General features: G+C 69.1%; 15 protein-coding genes. 13 read left to right on the top strand and 2 right to left on the bottom strand.

All coding sequences use genetic code 11. The features are described from left to right. Both ACZ3HL_RS19915 and htpX read right to left on the bottom strand, forming a co-directional pair. On the bottom strand, window positions 1-1,071 hold the full coding sequence (locus ACZ3HL_RS19915; protein WP_465532728.1) for an LLM class flavin-dependent oxidoreductase: 1,071 nt from the start codon (window positions 1,069-1,071) through the stop codon (window positions 1-3). A gap of 251 nt (window positions 1,072-1,322) precedes the next feature. Next, the gene (gene htpX, locus ACZ3HL_RS19910; protein ID WP_465532727.1) at window positions 1,323-2,189 is read right to left on the bottom strand and encodes a zinc metalloprotease HtpX; all 867 of its coding nucleotides are present in this window, start codon (window positions 2,187-2,189) and stop codon (window positions 1,323-1,325) included. Between the two features lie 134 nt (window positions 2,190-2,323). Here htpX and ACZ3HL_RS19905 point away from each other — a divergent pair, with 134 nt between their 5' ends. From ACZ3HL_RS19905 to ACZ3HL_RS19845, 13 genes are all read left to right on the top strand, one after another. Continuing rightward, on the top strand, window positions 2,324-3,292 hold the full coding sequence (locus ACZ3HL_RS19905) for a YncE family protein (RefSeq protein ID WP_465415479.1): 969 nt from the start codon (window positions 2,324-2,326) through the stop codon (window positions 3,290-3,292). 24 nt (window positions 3,293-3,316) lie between these two features. Next, window positions 3,317-4,504 (top strand): BtrH N-terminal domain-containing protein, encoded by a 1,188-nt coding sequence (locus ACZ3HL_RS19900; protein WP_465532726.1) that lies wholly within the window; start codon window positions 3,317-3,319, stop codon window positions 4,502-4,504. Between the two features lie 63 nt (window positions 4,505-4,567). Further along, entirely contained in the window at window positions 4,568-5,029 is a 462-nt protein-coding gene (locus ACZ3HL_RS19895) for an acyl-CoA thioesterase (protein ID WP_465532725.1), read from the top strand. A 135-nt stretch (window positions 5,030-5,164) separates the two neighbouring features. Further along, window positions 5,165-7,090 (top strand): S8 family serine peptidase, encoded by a 1,926-nt coding sequence (locus tag ACZ3HL_RS19890; RefSeq protein ID WP_465532724.1) that lies wholly within the window; start codon window positions 5,165-5,167, stop codon window positions 7,088-7,090. Between the two features lie 483 nt (window positions 7,091-7,573). After that, a complete protein-coding gene (locus tag ACZ3HL_RS19885; RefSeq protein WP_465532722.1) occupies window positions 7,574-8,809 on the top strand; it encodes a class I SAM-dependent methyltransferase in 1,236 nt (411 codons plus the stop codon). Then, on the top strand, window positions 8,806-9,597 hold the full coding sequence (locus ACZ3HL_RS19880) for a glycosyltransferase family protein (RefSeq protein ID WP_465532720.1): 792 nt from the start codon (window positions 8,806-8,808) through the stop codon (window positions 9,595-9,597). Before ACZ3HL_RS19885 ends, ACZ3HL_RS19880 begins: the two co-directional genes overlap by 4 nt. Continuing rightward, window positions 9,594-10,247 carry a PIG-L deacetylase family protein gene (locus tag ACZ3HL_RS19875; protein WP_465532718.1) on the top strand — a complete coding sequence of 218 codons (654 nt, stop codon included), beginning with the start codon at window positions 9,594-9,596 and terminating at the stop codon, window positions 10,245-10,247. Before ACZ3HL_RS19880 ends, ACZ3HL_RS19875 begins: the two co-directional genes overlap by 4 nt. A gap of 5 nt (window positions 10,248-10,252) precedes the next feature. Further along, the gene (locus ACZ3HL_RS19870; RefSeq protein WP_465532716.1) at window positions 10,253-11,275 is read left to right on the top strand and encodes an NAD-dependent epimerase/dehydratase family protein; all 1,023 of its coding nucleotides are present in this window, start codon (window positions 10,253-10,255) and stop codon (window positions 11,273-11,275) included. Further along, on the top strand, window positions 11,275-12,555 hold the full coding sequence (locus ACZ3HL_RS19865; protein WP_465532714.1) for a DUF4910 domain-containing protein: 1,281 nt from the start codon (window positions 11,275-11,277) through the stop codon (window positions 12,553-12,555). Before ACZ3HL_RS19870 ends, ACZ3HL_RS19865 begins: the two co-directional genes overlap by 1 nt. 56 nt (window positions 12,556-12,611) lie before the next feature. Next, window positions 12,612-13,862 carry a hypothetical protein gene (locus ACZ3HL_RS19860; RefSeq protein WP_465532795.1) on the top strand — a complete coding sequence of 417 codons (1,251 nt, stop codon included), beginning with the start codon at window positions 12,612-12,614 and terminating at the stop codon, window positions 13,860-13,862. Continuing rightward, entirely contained in the window at window positions 13,859-14,800 is a 942-nt protein-coding gene (locus tag ACZ3HL_RS19855) for a glycosyltransferase family 2 protein (protein ID WP_465532712.1), read from the top strand. The genes ACZ3HL_RS19860 and ACZ3HL_RS19855 overlap by 4 nt, the downstream gene beginning before the upstream one ends. Further along, window positions 14,797-16,032, top strand: coding sequence for a polysaccharide pyruvyl transferase family protein (locus tag ACZ3HL_RS19850; protein ID WP_465532710.1), 1,236 nt, complete (start codon window positions 14,797-14,799; stop codon window positions 16,030-16,032). The genes ACZ3HL_RS19855 and ACZ3HL_RS19850 overlap by 4 nt, the downstream gene beginning before the upstream one ends. Continuing rightward, window positions 16,029-16,577: a dTDP-4-dehydrorhamnose 3,5-epimerase family protein gene (locus ACZ3HL_RS19845; protein ID WP_465532708.1), complete on the top strand. Its 549-nt coding sequence runs from the start codon at window positions 16,029-16,031 to the stop codon at window positions 16,575-16,577. The genes ACZ3HL_RS19850 and ACZ3HL_RS19845 overlap by 4 nt, the downstream gene beginning before the upstream one ends. Window position 16,578 lies beyond the last annotated feature (1 nt).

Genomic DNA, 16,578 nt, shown 5'->3' with positions numbered 1-16,578 from the left:
TCACGCCTCCGCGTACTGGTTGGCGGCGACCCCGAGGCCGAGATGGTCACGCAGGGTGGTGCCGTCGTAGGCCTGACGGAACGCGCCCGCGGCCTGGAGCGCGGGGACGGTCTCGGCGGTGAAGAGCGCCAGGTCGTCGGGCAGGACCGCGGGCCGGATGTGGAAGCCGTCGAGATCGTTGGACGCCGCGAGACGGGGCAGTTCGGTGGCGAGGCCGGCGGGGGTGCCGGTGAAGCTCTGGCCGGGTGGGAAGGGCGCGAAGGTCTCCAGCGCGCGACGGCGGTCGAGGGCCGCTTGCTCGGTCTCGGCGAGCACGATCGTCAGCCCGGCCAGGAGTTTGGCGTCCGGAAAACGCTCGCGGGCGCCGCGAGGCTCGTCGATCAGGACGACGTCGGCGCCGTGCGCGTACGGCGAGTCGCCGTACACCGCGACGACGGGGTGCCCTTGCGGCGGGCGCGGCGTGATCGAAGGTCCCTTGATGCTGAAGAAGCGGCCCTCGAAGTCGACGTAGTGGAGCTTCTCGCGGTCGATGAAGCGGCCGGTCGGTTCGTCGCGGATGATCGCGTCGTCCTCCCAGCTATCCCAGAGGCGAGCGATGACGTCGACGACCTCGGCGTTCTCCGCTTCGGCGTCGGCCTCGGACGGGAGGGTGCGCCTGCCGAAGTGCGCGACCTCGGCTTCGGTGCGCGAAGGCACCGGGAGGACGCCTGCGCGACCGCGGCTCGCGAAGTCGAGCGAAGCGACGGCCGTCGAGATGTGGAACGGCTCGGTGTGTGTGGTGGTGACCGTCGGGACCAGGCCGACTCGGCTGGTCAACGGGGCTATCGCGGCGAAGGTCAGCAGGGCGTCGAGCCGGCCGCGGACGACCTCCTCGCCACCGGGTTGGAGCGCGAGGGTGTCGTCGAGGGTGACGAAGTCGAGCGAAGCCGCTTCGGCGAGCTTCGCGTGGGCCAGGTAGTGAGCGGCGGTGAACAAGGCGGCCGGGCGGACGTCGGAGACCCGCCAGGCGGCCGGATGCCGGCCGGCCCCGTCGAGCGCGACCCCGAGGTGCAACTGCTGTGCGGAACCCATGCCCGGGGAACTCGCGCCCTCCTGCCCCGATTCCCGCTCCCATGGGGTGGGACGCCCGGGCCGACCTGCGTTTCGCGGGCTAAACGCGATCCGGCTGGTCAGCGCGCCCAATGTGGCAGTGGGGGCGTTGAGTGACCCCGATGCCGCATTGGGGACAACGGGGGTGTGGGTCCGAGCGGGATCGCGTTTCGCGGGCTAAACGCGATCCGGCGGGCGACCTGCGTTTAGCCCCCTAAACGCGATCCGGCTGGTCAGCGGGGGTGGCGGGCCATCTCTTCCAGGCGCCGGATGCGTTCGGCCATGGGCGGATGGGTCGAGAAGAGCTTCGTGAGGCCGCCGCCCGGCCGGAACGGGTTCGCGATCATCAGGTGCGACTGCGAGACCAGCTTCGGCTCCGGCACGAGCGGCGCCGCGCGCGTCCCCTGGTCGAGTTTCCGCAGCGCCGACGCCAGCCCGAGCGGGTCTCCGGTGAGTTCCGCACCCGACGCGTCGGCCTGGAACTCCCGCGAGCGGCTCACGCCGAGCTTCACCACCGCGGCCGCGATCGGCCCGATCACGACCAGGAGCAGCCCGACCAGCGGGCTGTCGTCGTCCTCGCGGTTGCCGCCGCCGAAGACGCTGGTGAACATCGCGATGTTGGCGATCACGCTGATCACGCTCGCCAGCGCGCCCGCGACACACGAGATCAGGATGTCGCGGTTGTAGACATGCGACAGCTCGTGCCCGAGCACCGCCCGCAGTTCGCGTTCGTCGAGCAGGTCGAGAATGCCGGTGGTGCAGCACACCGCCGCGTGCCGGGGGCTGCGGCCGGTGGCGAAGGCGTTCGGGGCCTGGGTGGGGCTGACGTAGAGCCGCGGCATCGGCTGCCGCGCGGTGGTCGCCAGCTCCCGCACGATCCGGTACATCGCCGGGTGCTCGGCCTCCGAAATCGGGCGGGCGCGCATGGCCCGCAGCGCCAGCTTGCCGGAGTTGAAGTAGGCGTACGCGTTGACCCCGAGCGCCACCACCAGCCCGATGACCAGCGCGCCCCGCCCGAAGAAACCGCTGATGCCGACGATGATCGCGGACAGCAGGCCGAGCAGGACGACGGTCTTGAGCCCGTTCTGGTGTTTGTGCACGGCGTCCTGCTCCTTCCTTTCTCCGGGGTGGGGGTTACTCATCGGAAACAACGCGATCGGGGGACGCGAAGTTCCTTCGCGTGCTCGGCTCGCGGGTTATCGTCGAACCTCGGGACGATCATCGGGAGGCGCCTGTGCGAGGACCCGAACTGAGCCGCCGAGCCCTGCTCACGCTGGCCGCGGCCGGCGCCTCCGCGGTCGCCTTCGCGCCGGCGGCCAGGGCCGAAAAAGTGCTTCTCGTCGAGGTCGGAGGCACCCCGGAGGCGGTCGCGGTGAATTCCGTCACCGGCTTCGCGTACGTCTCCGACCCGTCCACCGGCACGATCGTCGTCGTCGACTCGCGGTCCGGCACGGTCGGCGACGTGATCCCGGTCGGCGGCGAGCCCGCCGGGCTGGCCGTGGACACCGTGACGAACAGGATCTTCGCCGCGAATCCGCCCGGCGGGACCGTCATCGTCCTGGACGGGCGGACCAACGACGTCGTCAGCGTGGTGCCCGCCGGCCCCGGCGCGTCCAGTGTCGACGTCGACGAGCAGGCGAACCGCATCTACGCGGCCAGCGCCCTCACCGGGACGCTGGCCGTCATCGACGGCGTCGGCTGCCGCCTGCTCGACCTCGTCCCCGGCCCCACGCGGGGGTTGTCGTCGACGGCGGTCGACAGCGGGCGCAAGCTCGCGTACTGCACCAGCACGGCCTCCGACTCCCTGGAGGTCTTCGACATCGGCGCGGGCAGGTTCTCCGGCGGGATCCCGGTCGGCAAGTCACCGACCGGGGTCGCCGTGCACAGCGCGTCCGGGACGGTGTTCGTCGCGAACTCGGCGATCCACCATCTGTCCATCGTGGACATGGGCGCGCGCAAGGAGAAGGCGACCGTGCTGCTGCGCTCGGAATCGTCGGCGCTCGCGGTCCACGAGGGATCGAACACCGTCTACGCCAACGGCGGACCGAACGGCCTCGCCAGGATCGACGGCAGGACCAGCCTGCTCACCGGTGACCTGTCACTCGGCGTGAACCCCGGCGCCGTCGCGATCGACCAGCGCACCAGGACGGTGTACGTCGCGGATCCTTTGCGCGGCAGGGTTTCCCTGATCCGGGACTTCTGACGCCGGAGCGGGCATGATGGCGGGGTGAGCGAGTACGAACTGCGCGGCGGGCTGCAACCGGACGTCTCGGCCGTGGCCGCCGTACTGGCGCATCACGGTGTCGAAGGGCCGGACGGGAAGGCGCCGGGCGAGGCGCTGGTCTTCGCCGTGTCCGGCGGGATCGGGGCGGGCTACATCCTGTGGGACTTCGCGCACGAAACGATGTCGACGATCGTGTTCGGTTTCCGCGCGCGCTGGCAGTATCCCCAGGAATGGCTCAAGTCCACAGTGGACCGTCTCGGGCTCGGCATCGATCTCCACACCACCGGCGGCAAACGCGCCGCCGCGAAACGGCTCACCACCGACCTCGAAGCGGGGCGGCCGGTCATCGTCCTGCCCGATCGCGAGTCGCTCGGTTACTGGCACCTGCCGCCGGAGCTGTCCGGCGGTGGCGGGCACTTCGTCGTCGCGTACGGCGAGGAGGACGGCCGGGTGCTCGTCGACGATCGGAACCTCGCCCCGCTGACGGTCGACCGGAAGACGTTCGACGCCGCGCGCGGCCGGGTCGGTTCCTACAAGAACCTGCTCGCGACGCTTCAGCCCGGCGAGGTCCCCGACTGGCGGACGGCCGTGCGCGACGGGCTCACGGACTGCGCCCGGAACCTCTCGGCGCCGTCGAAGTCGTTCTCGCTGCCCGCCTGGGGGCGCTGGGCGAAGGCGATGACCGACGAACGTGACCCGAAGGGCTGGCCGCGCGCGTTCGGCGAGCGGCGGGGGCTCGTCGGGGCGCTGTTCAACGTCTGGGAGAGCGTCACCCCGGCCGGGATGGAGGGCGGGCACCTGCGCGGGCTGTTCGCCGACGCGCTCACCGAAGCCGCCGCCGTGCTCGAATTGCCGGCGCTGGCCGAACAGGCGCCGGTCTGGCGCGGCATCGGCGAGCGCTGGGCCGAATTGGCCGAGACGGCCGTCCCGGCGTCGAACTCGGAGTTCGCCTGGGTGCGCGGGCTGGTCAGCGCGGTGTCGGCGGGTGTCCGGGAGGGCGACGCGGGGCAGGACGCCGCCGCGGCGGCCGGTGCGGAAATGTGGAAACTGCGCGCGCACTACAACGACGAAACACCGTTCACCGACGGCGAAGCCCGTGAACTCTTCGGCACGATGGGCGCCCTGATCCGGGACATCCACACCGCCGAGACCGCCGCGATCCGCGAGCTTTCCGAAGCCCTGATGGAGTGAACCGGGCCGGTGTCCGTTGCGCCGCGCGGCCGGAACACCGCACGATCGTTGAAGATCCACTTCGTGCACGCACATCCGTTGGGGACGACCAGTGCGCGTCCCGCTCCCGAGATCCACCTCCACCGCCATCGCCTGCGTGTCGCCGACCTGGACTGTCTCGGCCACGTCGGGAACGTGCGGCTGCTGGAGTACTTCCAGGAAGCCCAGATCGCGCTGCTCGACCCGCGGCGCGAGCATCTTTTCCAGGCCAAGGGACCGGCGTATCTGATCGCGAAGCACAACGTCAGCTACCTGCGCAGGCTGACCTTCCGTGACAACCCGGTCGAGGTGGAGACCGTGGTCGGCCGGATCGGGACCTGCGACGTCGTGGTGAACAGCAGGCTCCGCGACGAACGGGCGGTCTACGCGCGCTGCCGCACCATCTGGGTCGCGTGCACCCTGCCCGAGGGCTGTACGCGGAGGCTCGACGTAGAGGAACGCGAGCGGCTGACGCGGTTCAGCGGGGCCATCGACGAGATCTCCTGAATCAGTTTTTAACCGTTTATGCTCCATTTCCCGCAATACCGGAAAACGGCTGGGCCGTTCAGCGGCTGATCATCACACTTTTCGGCCGGTACCTTCGAAAGACCTCTCCCCTGCAGAGCTCCCCGGAGGTATTTCATGCCACGGCCGAAGTCTGTCCGCTTCCTCGCGCCCTTGATCGGCGCGATGCTACTGACGAGCGGGGCGGCCGTCGCCGCCCCGGCCGCCGAAGACCCCCAGTTCATCCGCCTGGCCAGCAGGACCTTCGATCCGCTGAGCCAGCGCACGGCGGCGAGCCAGGACTGGAAGGGCGCATACCTGCTCCAGGTCCGAAGCGCGCTGACCGACGCGCAGCGCGGAAAATTGCGCTCACTCGGCGTGCGGATCGGGACCTACATTCCCGATTTCGCCTACGTGGTCCGGTTGAAGCCGGAGAACCGCGAATCGGTGGCGGAATTGGCTTTCGTCCGCTGGCTCGGCGAATACCGGGCGGACGACAAGATGGAGATCTCGACCGCCTCGGCCGGTAGTCACCTGGTGACGCTGGTCGAACCTGACGCGCGAGACCAGCGCGCCGTGGCCGAGCGGATCCTGCGGCTCGGCGGCGGCATCGAAGCGATTTCGCAGAGCGGGCAGCACATCGTCGCGAAACTCGGTTCCGGGCAGGCCGCCACCGTGGCGCAGGGGGCCGAGGTGCTCGCGGTCGGCGCGATCACCGCTCCCGAAACCGACATGGCCAACGCGAGGGAGAGCGGGGGCGCGAACTACATCGAGAGTGTCGGCGGCTACCGCGGGCAGGGCGTCCGCGGCGAGGTGATGGACGGCGGGCTGCGCGTCACGCACCAGGAGTTCAAGGCGCGGCCGACGGTGATGCACGGGTCGAACTCCACCAGCACCGGCCACGGGACCTCGACCTACGGCCAGATCTTCGCGTCCGGGGTGAGCGCGCCGCGGCGTGGGCTGCTGCCCGAGGCGCAGGGGATCTTCGCCACCTACAACAAGCCGGACCGCTACGCCCACACCAAGGAACTGGTCGACCCGGCCGGCAAGTACCGCGCGGTGTTCCAGAGCAACAGCTGGGGCGGCGGGCTGACCACGGCCTACAACTCCGTCTCCGCCGAGCTCGACAAGATCGTCTTCGACCACGACCTGCTGATCTGTCAGTCGCAGAGCAACGCGGGCACCCAGCAGTCGCGGCCGCAGGCCTGGTCGAAGAACGTGCTCTCGGTGGGCGGGCAGTACCACTACAACACACTGGGCCGCACCGACGACAAGTGGAGCGGCGGCGCCAGCATCGGCCCGGCCGCCGACGGCCGGATCAAACCGGAACTGTCGAACTACTACGACCGGATCGACACCACGTCTTCGAGCAGTGACACCTCGTACACGACATCGTTCGGCGGGACGAGCGGCGCGACCCCGATCACCTGCGGAAACGCCGGGTTGCTGTTCCAGATGTGGGCCGACGGCGTGTTCGACGGCGGCCCCGGCAAGGCCCGCGACGTCTTCACGAGCCGGCCGCACGCGGCGACCGCGAAGGCGCTGCTGGTCAACGGGGCGGACCAATTCGCGTTCAGCGGCACGTCGCACGACATGACCAGGACGCATCAGGGCTGGGGCACCGCGAACGTGCGGTACCTGCACGACCAGGCCAAGGCGAACGGGTGGAAACTGCCGGTGCTGGTGAACGAGACCGACCTGCTGGGCACCGGGCAGTCGAAGAAGTACACGGTCGCGGTGAACGGGACGAAGCAGTTCAAGGCGACGCTGGCCTACACCGACCCGGCGGGCTCGCCGAGCGCGTCGGTCGCCAGGGTCAACGACCTGACCCTGAAGGTCACCGCGCCGAACGGGACCGTCTACTACGGCAACAACGGGCTGAAGGCGGGCAACTTCTCGACCGCGGGCGGGTCGCCGAACACGGTCGACACGGTGGAGAACGTCATCCTGGAGAAGCCGGCCGCGGGTACGTGGACGGTGGAGGTCGTGGCGACGCAGGTGAACGCCGACGGTCACCCGGAGACGTCGGCCACCGACGCCGACTACGCCCTGGTGGTCTCCTGACGGTGCGCCGCCGGCCGCATCGCGTTTAGCCCGCTAAACGCGATGCCGCCGGCGGGTTGGGCTCCCCCCAATCCGCGTGAAGGCCCCCTTCCCGCGGCTGAGCCGAGGGAAGGGGGCCTTCACGCGGCTCGGGGGGTCGCGTTTAGCCCGCTAAACGCGATCTGGCCCAGCGCGAGAGGCCCCCGCGACCTGCGTTTAGCGGGCTAAACGCGACGCGGGTGGGGACGGGGGAGCTCGCGGGCCGCGTTTAGTCGGCTAAACGCGAGTCGGGCGGGGCGAGGGGGCGCCCGCGACCTGCGTTTAGCGGGCTAAACGCGATCCGGCGGCGTTGCCCGCGCCCGGATGGCGGAGGGGTCTGCGCCGATGGCCGAGACGACAGGTTTCGGTTGTGAGACGGAAGCGTGAGACCTCTGGAAGGCATGTAACGAGGCGACCCGAGGTGCCGACGTCTGGGATACGTGACGCGAGCCAAGGAGCCTCTCGATGACCACCTGCCGACTCTGCGGCTCGGCCCATCTCGCCAGTGTCGTCGACCTCGGGGCGACACCGCCGTGCGAACGTTTCCTGACCGCGGAGCAGCTCGGCGAGCCGGAGCCGACGTACCCCCTGCACCTGCAGGTCTGCACCGAATGCTGGCTCGCGCAGATCCCGCCGCTGATCACCCCGGAAGAGACTTTCACCGAATACGCGTACTTCTCGTCATATTCCGCTTCCTGGGTCGAACACGCGAAGACGTTCGTCGACGGCGCCGTCGAGCGGCTGGGGCTCGACGAGTCCTCGTTCGTCGTCGAGGTCGCCAGCAACGACGGTTACCTGCTCAAACACGTTGTGGGGCAGCGGATCCGCTGTCTGGGTGTGGAACCTTCGGTGAACGTGGGCCAAGCCGCGCGTGACGCCGGCGTGCCGACGAAGACCGCTTTCCTCGGCCCCGAGACCGGGCAAGAGGTCCGCGACGAGCACGGTCCCGCCGACCTCGTCGTGGCGAACAACGTCTACGCACACATCCCGGACATCGTCGGTTTCACGCACGGACTCCGCGCACTGGTCGCCGACGACGGCTGGGTCAGCATCGAGGTCCAGCACCTGCTGACGCTGATCCAGGACAACCAGTACGACACGATCTATCACGAGCATTTCCAGTACTACACGGTGGAATCCGCGCGCCGGGCCCTCGCGCGCGGCGGATTGTCCGTTGTGGACGTCGAACTCCTGCCCACCCACGGCGGTTCGATCCGGCTGTGGGCGCGCCCGGAGGCCGTCGCCGGTGAGCCGAGCGAGCGGATGACCCAGGTCCTCGACGCCGAGAAGGCCGCCGGGCTGCACGAAATGTCCGGCTACACCGAATTCTCCGAGCGGGTCACCAAGGTCCGGCTCGACCTGAACAAATTCCTCACCGACGCCGCGCTCGAAGGCAAGACCGTCGTCGGTTACGGCGCGCCCGGCAAAGGCAACACGCTCCTGAACCACTGCGGTATCCGCCCGGACGTGCTGCGCTACACCGTCGACAGGAACCCGTACAAACACGGCCGGTTCACCCCCGGCACCCGGATCCCGATCCTGCCGCCGGAACGCATCGAGGCGGACAAACCCGATTACGTGCTCGTCCTTCCGTGGAACCTCCGGAAGGAGCTGACCGCCCAACTGTCCTATGTGGACAAATGGGGCGGGAAACTGGTCTTCCCCATCCCGCACCTGGAAATCGTCGAGGTGAAGTCGTGAAGGTAGTCCTCTTCTGCGGCGGCTACGGCATGCGGATGCGCAACGGTGACGCGTCCGACGTGCCGAAGCCGATGGCCATGGTCGGCCCCAGACCCCTGATCTGGCACGTGATGCGGTACTACGCGCATTTCGGGCACACCGAGTTCATCCTCTGCCTCGGCTACGGCGCACACCACATCAAGGAGTTCTTCCTCAACTACGAGGAGACCACCTCCAACGATTTCGTCCTGCGCAACGGCAAGGCGGAACTGCTGTCGACCGATATCGCGGACTGGTCGATCACCTTCGTGCAGACCGGTCTCGAATCGGCCATCGGCGAGCGCCTGCGCCGGGTGCGCCCATACCTGCAGGGCGACGAGATGTTCCTCGCCAACTACGCCGACGTCCTCACCGACGCCCCGCTGCCCGAGATGATCGAGCGGTTCACCGGATCCGACGCCGGCGCGTCGATGATGGTCGTACCGCCGCAGTCGTCGTTCCACTGCGTCGAGCTGGGCGAGGACGGCCGCATCGGCGCGCTGACCCCGGTCAGCGAGATGCCGCTGTGGGAGAACGGCGGATACTTCGTGCTGCGCCAGGAGATCTTCGACCACATCCCCGAGGGCGGCGACCTGGTGGCCGACGGCTGCGGCGAACTCGCCAAGCGGGGCAAGCTGCTGGCGTACCCGTACCGCGGGTTCTGGAAGCCGACGGACACGGTCAAGGAACGCGTCCAGCTGGACGACGCCTACGCGCACGGCGACCGTCCGTGGGCACGCTGGGAACGCGAAGCGGCGAGCACGGCGTGATCGGACTCGGTACCGGCGGGATCGAGCGGATCGTCGCGCTGGGCGCGCATTGTGACGACATCGCCATCGGGGCGGGCGGCACACTGCTGACGCTCTGCGCCGCCAACCCGGGTGTCCGGGTGGACGCGCTCGTCCTTTCCGGTGGCGGCACCGAACGGGAGGCCGAGGAGCGGGCCGCGCTCGCCGCCTTCTGCCCCGGCGCCGACGTCGAGGTCACCGTGCTCAAACTGCCCGACGGCCGATTCCCCGCGCACTGGGAAGAGGCCAAGAACGCCCTCGAAGGGCTGCGCCGCCGCACCGACCCGGACCTCGTCCTCTCCCCGCGCACGGCCGACGCGCACCAGGACCACCGCGGGCTGGCGACGCTGGTGCCGACGGTGTTCCGCACCCATCTCCAGCTGGAGTACGAGATCGCGAAATGGGACGGCGACCTCGCCAAACCCACCGCGTACGTGCCGCTCACCCCCGAGCTCGCCGAAGAGAAGGTGCGGCTGCTGCAGGAGCACTACGCGTCTCAGCGGCACCGGCCCTGGTACGACCGGGAAGCCTTCCTCGGCCTCGCCCGCATTCGCGGAATCGAATGCGGGCAGCGCTACGCGGAGGCCTTCGACCTCAAGAAACTGACGCTCGACCTCACTCCGAAAGGCTGAAAGCCATGCGTGTGCTGCTGACCGGGCACAAGGGTTACCTGGGCACGGTGATGGCCCCGGTGCTGGCCGCCGAGGGCCACGAGGTCGTCGGCCTCGACTCCGGTCTCTTCGACACCTGCGTGCTGGGCCCGAAGCCCGACGATCCCAAGGGCTACGAAGTCGACCTCCGCGACGTCACGGCCGAGCACGTGACCGGGGTGGACGCGGTGATCCACCTCGCCGCGCTGTCCAACGACCCGCTGGGATCGCTGGCGCCGGAGCTCACCTACGACATCAATCACCACGCTTCCGTCAAGCTCGCGAAGCTGGCGAAGGACGCCGGAGTCAAGCGGTTCCTCTACGCCTCGACGTGCTCGGTCTACGGCGCTTCGGGCGGCGACGGGCTGGTCGACGAGGACGCGCCGCTGCGCCCGGTGACGCCGTATGCCGAGTCGAAGGTGCGGGTCGAGGACGACCTCCACGAACTCGCCGACGACGATTTCACCCCGGTGTACATGCGCAACGCCACCGCGTTCGGCTTCTCGCCGCGGCTGCGGTCGGACATCGTGCTGAACAACCTCACCGCCCACGCCCACGTCTCGGGCGAGATCCTGGTGTTGTCGGACGGGACGCCGTGGCGGCCGCTGGTGCACGCCAAGGACATCGCGCGCGCCTTCGAGGCCGCGCTGGTCGCCCCCAAGGACGCCGTCCACGACAGGGCGTTCAACATCGGCACCGAACGCAACAACGTGACCGTGGCCGAGATCGCGCAGCAGGTCGTCGAGGCGGTCCCCAGCGCGAAACTGCGGATCACCGGCGAGTCCGCGGGCGATCCGCGTTCCTACCGCGTCGACTTCTCCCGCTTCCGCGAGGCGATCCCCGGTTTCGAATGCGACTGGTCGGTCAAGGACGGCGCGCTCGACCTGATCTACGCCTACCGCACGCATGGCCTGACCGGGCACGACTTCACGAACACCTTCACCAGGCTGGCCACGCTCAACGCGCGGACCGCCGCGGGCGAGATCGACGAAACCCTGCGGCGACGGTGATGACGCGCAAACACCTGGAGACGGGCGCCGGCCTGCGGGAGCTGGTCGAGCGCCTGTATCCGCTCTGCCGCAGCATCACCGGCGACGGCGTCCGCGCCACGCTGGGGATCCTCGGCGAGTACATCCCGCTCGACGTCCACGAGGTGCCGACCGGGACCCAGGTGCTCGACTGGACCGTTCCCCAGGAGTGGAACATCCGTGACGCCTGGGTGAAGGACCCGGCCGGGCGAAAGGTCGTCGACTTCCGGGAGTCGAACCTGCACGTCGTCGGCTACAGCGTGCCCGTGCACCAGAAGTTGCCGCTGGCTGAGCTGCGCGAGCATCTCCACACGCTGCCCGAGCAGCCGTCTCTCGTGCCGTACCGCACGAGTTACTACGCGCCGACGTGGGGTTTCTGCCTGGCGCAGGACACTCTCGACGCGTTGCCGGAAGGCGACTACGAGGTCCGGATCGAGTCCACTTTGGACGACGGGCAGCTGACCTACGCCGAGCACGTGGTCCCCGGCGAGGTCACCGACGAGGTGCTGGTGTCGTGCCACACCTGCCATCCGTCGCTGGCCAACGACAACCTCGCGGGGATCGCCGTCGCCGCGGCGCTCGCGCAGCGGCTGGCCGCGGGGAAACCGCACTTCACGTACCGGTTCCTCTTCATGCCGGGCACGATCGGCGCGATCACCTGGCTCGCGCGCAACACCGAACGGCTCGGCAAGGTCAGGGCCGGGATCGTGCTCGCCTGCGCGGGCGACCCCGGATCGCTGACCTACAAGCGAAGCCGCCGCGGGGACGCCGAGATCGACAAGGTGCTCGAATTCGTCCTCGCCGGGAAACCGCACAAGGTCCTGGACTTCTCGCCGTACGGCTACGACGAACGGCAGTTCTGCTCGCCCGGGTTCAACCTCGGCGTCGGCTCGCTGACCAGGACGCCGTACGCCGGCTATCCCGAGTACCACACCTCGGCGGACAACCTGGATTTCGTGTCCACCGAGGCGATGGAGGACACCCTCGCGACCTTGGGCGAGGCGTTCTCCGTGCTGGACCGGAACCGCCGCTACGTCAACCTGAGCCCGTACGGCGAGCCGCAGCTCGGCAAACGCGGGCTCTACGACTCCCTCGGCGGCCGCAGTGACGCCAAGGCGGCCCAGATGGCGATGCTCTGGGTGCTCAACCTTTCGGACGGCGAGCACAGCCTGCTCGATGTCGCCCAGCGATCCGGTCTCCCTTTCGATTCCGTCGTCGCCGCCGCTCACGCGCTGCAGGGCGCCGGATTGCTGAAGGAGTGACGCCGGTGGCAGGCGGGAGACATCGGGCGACACTGGCCTCCGGGGCCGTACGCGCCATGGCGGGCAGGCTCAGCTGGGGCCTCGGCGACCAGGCCGTTTCGAGCCTGACCAATTTCGCGGTCGGGCTGTTCGTCGCGCGCTCGCTCGGCACCTTCGCCTTCGGCATGTTCAGCCTCGCGTGGGTGACCTACGGCGTGGTGCTCAACCTCTCGCGTGGCCTGGCCACCGACCCGATGATGGTGCGTTTCTCGGCGGTGTCGGAAGAAGCCTGGCGCCGGGCGGTGTCGAGGGCGGCGGGGACGGCGATCGGGGTCGGCCTGGCGACCGGCCTGATCAGCGTGCTCGTCGGCTTCCTCGCCGTGCAGCCGCTGGGCGGGGTGTTCGTCGCGCTCGGCGTCGTACTCCCCGGGCTGATGCTGCAGGACGCGTGGCGGTTCGCGCTGTTCGCCAAGGGCGACGGCAAGAAGGCCTTCGTCAACGACACGGTGTGGGGTGTCGTGCTGATCCCGGCACTGGGCATCGCCTCGCATTTCGGCACCGTGGTCGCCTTCGTGCTGGCCTGGGGCTTGGCCGGCGCGGTCGCGGCGGTCTACGGGATGTTCCAGACCGGCATCGTGCCGAGGCTCTCGGAGATGACGGGCTGGGTGAAGGAGCAGCGCGACCTGAGCGTGCGCTACCTGATCGAAAACGTCAGCAACGCCGGCTCGTCGCAGCTGCGCGCCTACGGGCTCGGGGCCATCGCGGGGATCACGGCGGTCGGCGCGGTCCGCGGTGCCGAGCAGCTGCTCGGGCCATTCCTCGCCCTGCTGATGGGCCTTTCGCTCACGACGGTGGCCGAAGGCGCCCGCGTCCTGCAGCGCGCCCCGCACCGGCTGAAGCATTTCTGCGTGGTGCTCGGCGGCGGCCAGGCGGGGGCGGCCTTGTTGTGGGGACTCGGGTTGCTGATCCTGGTGCCGCACGACGTCGGGCGCTGGATCATGGGCTCGGTGTGGGACGCGGCTGAGCCGCTGATCCTGCCGGTCACCCTGTCGGTCACCGCCGCGGGCTTCACCGCGGGCGCGGCCGCCGGGTTGCGTGCCCTCGGCAACGCCAAACGCAGCCTCCGTGCCCAGCTGGTCGCTTCGGTGGGCTACGTGGTCTTCGGGATCGTCGGCGCCTACGTCGACGGCGCCGAAGGTGCCGCGTGGGGCTCGATGCTCTCGGTCTGGCTGGGCGCCGCGATGTGGTGGTACCAGCTCCGCGCCGCGTATCGCGAGTACCGGCCGGCCGCGCCACGCATCAACGACGAAGAGGTGGGAATGGTATGAACCGGATTCCGCGGCTCAGCATCGGTCTGCCCGTCTACAACGGCGAGGAGTACCTGTCCGAATCGCTCGACGCCCTGCTGGGCCAGAGTTACGACGACTTCGAGCTGGTCATTTCGGACAACGCTTCGACGGACGGCACGGAAGAGATCTGCCGGGACTACGAGCGCCGCGACGCCCGGATCCGGTATCTGCGGCTGCCGAAGAACGTCGGCGCGTCCCCGAACCACAACCGGGTCCTCGACGAAGCCCGCGGCGAGCTGTTCAAATGGGCGTCGCATGACGATCTCTATGGCCGTGACCTGCTGAAACTGTGTATCGAGGCGCTCGACGAGCGGCCGGACATGATCGTCGCCCACAGCTGGCAGGCCATTATCGACGACCACGGCGCGGTGACCCACAAACTCGAATATCCACTGGCCACGGACTCGCCGCACGCGCCGGCACGGTTCCGCAGCCTGTTGTTCGAGACCGGCGGCGACGACTTCTACGGCGTGATGCGCACGAACGTGCTCCGCCGGGTCAAACCGCTCGACAGCTACCACCACGCCGACCGCACCTATGTGGCCGAACTGAGCCTCCACGGCCCGTTCCACCAGGTGCCCGAGGTGCAATACTTCCGCCGCGACCATCCCGGCCGCGCCGAGCGGGCGAACCCCAGCATCCGGAAGCGCTGCTCGAACCTCGACCCGCGGCGCGCCGACCCGGTGCGGAACCCGATGCCACGGCTGATCGGCGAGTACATCGGCGGCTTCATCGGCGGTATCCGCCGGGCGCCGCTCTCCTCGGCGGACCGGCGGGAGTGCTACCGGCACCTCGCGTCCTGGCTGGCCGACCGGTCCCGCGGCCGGAACGAGGACCGCGCCGAGGACGCCGAACCCGAAATCGACGGAATGAACATCGACGCCGTGGTCCCTGGACGGCAGAGGAGGACGTCGTGACCTCTCGCTCCGGAGCGAGAAAGCGAAGACATCCCCGGGTCGGCTTCTTCGGTCTGCTGGGGGCAGGGAACATCGGCAATGACGGATCACTCGAAGTCGTACTCGCGTACGTGCGGCAGCGACATCCCGAGGCGGAACTCAGCTGCCTCTGCTCCGGACCGGAACTGGTCGAGGCGCGATACGGCGTCAAAGCGGAGTCGCTGCTCTGGTACTACTCGCGCAACCGCGACGCGGCGGGATTCCTCGCGCCCCTGCTGAAGGTCGTCGGCAAGGTCGCGGACACGCTCAAGATCCTCTCCTGGACCCGGCGGTGCGACGTGGTGATCGTGCCCGGCGCCGGCGTCCTCGAAACAACGCTTCCCTTGCGGCCCTGGGGTTTCCCGTACGCGATGGCACTGCTGGGGGTGTCGGGCAGGCTCTGGGGGACCAAGGTCGCGCTGCTCAACGTCGGCTCGAACGTCATCCGCCAGCGGACCACGCGGCGGCTCTACCGGATCGCCGCCCGCTCCGCGCATTACCGGTCCTTCCGCGACGAGCTGTCCCGCGACGCCTGGCGCGAGATGGGTCTCGACACCGCGAAGGACGACCTCTACCCGGACCTCGCGTTCGCGCTGCCGATCCCCGCCGGGCGGCCGTCGGACGTCGTCGGGGTCGGCGTCATGGAATTCCACGGGGGCAACGACGACCGGCGCCGCGGCGAGCAGATCCGTTCGTCCTATGTGGACGCGATGAAGCGGTTCGTGCGCAGGCTGGTCGACGACGGGCGCGAGATCCGGCTGCTCACCGGCGACGAGATCGACGACCCCGTCGTCGAGGAGATCTTCGCCGATCTGCGCGAACATCGGCCCGACCTCGAACCGAACCGGGTGACGGCGGCGAAACTGCCCACGCTCGGCGACCTCATCACCGAGATCGCCGCGCTCGGCGCCGTCGTCGGGACGCGCTACCACAACGTCCTGTGCTCGCTGAAGCTCGCGAAGCCGACGATCTCGATCAGTTATTCGCAGAAGATGGACAGCATCATGGCGAACATGGGGCTGGCGGAGTACTGCCAGTCCGCCCGTGCCGTCGACGTCGACCTGCTCGTCCGGCAGCTCGCCGAACTCGAGGCCAAACCCGAGGAGTTCTGGCAGCGCCTGCGAGACCGCAGCGCCGCCAAGGGGAAACTGCTGGAGAAGCAGTACGACGTTCTCGACAAGACGCTGTTCCGTACGCCCGAGGAGATCCGATGAAGGTCGAACCGGTTCCCGAAATCGAAGGCGCCTACCTCTTCACGCCGACACCGTTCGCCGACGAGCGCGGGTTCTTCAGCCGCACCTTCGACAGCGAGGTCGTCGCGTCGGTCGGCATCGACCCCGGCGGCTTCGCACAGGACTCCCTTTCGCGGTCGCGCAAGGGAGTCGTGCGCGGGATGCATCTGCGCGGCGGACGCGGCGAGGCCAAGCTGGTCCGCTGCTCGTCCGGGGCCATCTTCGACGTCATCGTGGACCTGCGGCCGCACTCCCCCACCTTCCGCACCGTGAAATGGTTCGAACTGTCCGGGGAGACCCAGGTCTCCCTGTACATCCCGGCGGGCTGCGCGCACGGGTTCCAGGCGCTCACCGACCCCGCCGACATCTCCTACCGCATCGACCGGCCGCACGATCCGGCCGAGGACATCGCGATCTCGTACGCCGATCCCGAACTGGCCATCCCGTGGCCGCTCCCGGTCAGCGCGGTGTCCGAACGTGACGCTCACGCTCCCCCTCTAGCCGCCGCACTGACGACCACGAGGTGAT

The sequence above is a fragment of the Amycolatopsis sp. NPDC000009 genome (assembly GCF_055563465.1).
The sequence above is the reverse complement of the archived record's forward strand: the minus strand, read 5'-3'. Positions and strand labels throughout refer to the sequence as shown.

Excerpts from the sequence above, each read along its gene's own strand:
- ACZ3HL_RS19845 (WP_465532708.1), top strand. The coding sequence starts at position 16,029 with ATGAAGGTCGAACCGGTTCCCGAAATCGAAGGCGCCTACCTCTTCACG.
- ACZ3HL_RS19860 (WP_465532795.1), top strand. The coding sequence starts at position 12,612 with ATGGCGGGCAGGCTCAGCTGGGGCCTCGGCGACCAGGCCGTTTCGAGC.
- ACZ3HL_RS19855 (WP_465532712.1), top strand. The coding sequence starts at position 13,859 with ATGAACCGGATTCCGCGGCTCAGCATCGGTCTGCCCGTCTACAACGGC.
- ACZ3HL_RS19890 (WP_465532724.1), top strand. The coding sequence starts at position 5,165 with ATGCCACGGCCGAAGTCTGTCCGCTTCCTCGCGCCCTTGATCGGCGCG.
- ACZ3HL_RS19885 (WP_465532722.1), top strand. The coding sequence starts at position 7,574 with ATGACCACCTGCCGACTCTGCGGCTCGGCCCATCTCGCCAGTGTCGTC.
- ACZ3HL_RS19865 (WP_465532714.1), top strand. The coding sequence starts at position 11,275 with ATGACGCGCAAACACCTGGAGACGGGCGCCGGCCTGCGGGAGCTGGTC.
- ACZ3HL_RS19870 (WP_465532716.1), top strand. The coding sequence starts at position 10,253 with ATGCGTGTGCTGCTGACCGGGCACAAGGGTTACCTGGGCACGGTGATG.
- ACZ3HL_RS19915 (WP_465532728.1), bottom strand. The coding sequence starts at position 1,071 with ATGGGTTCCGCACAGCAGTTGCACCTCGGGGTCGCGCTCGACGGGGCC.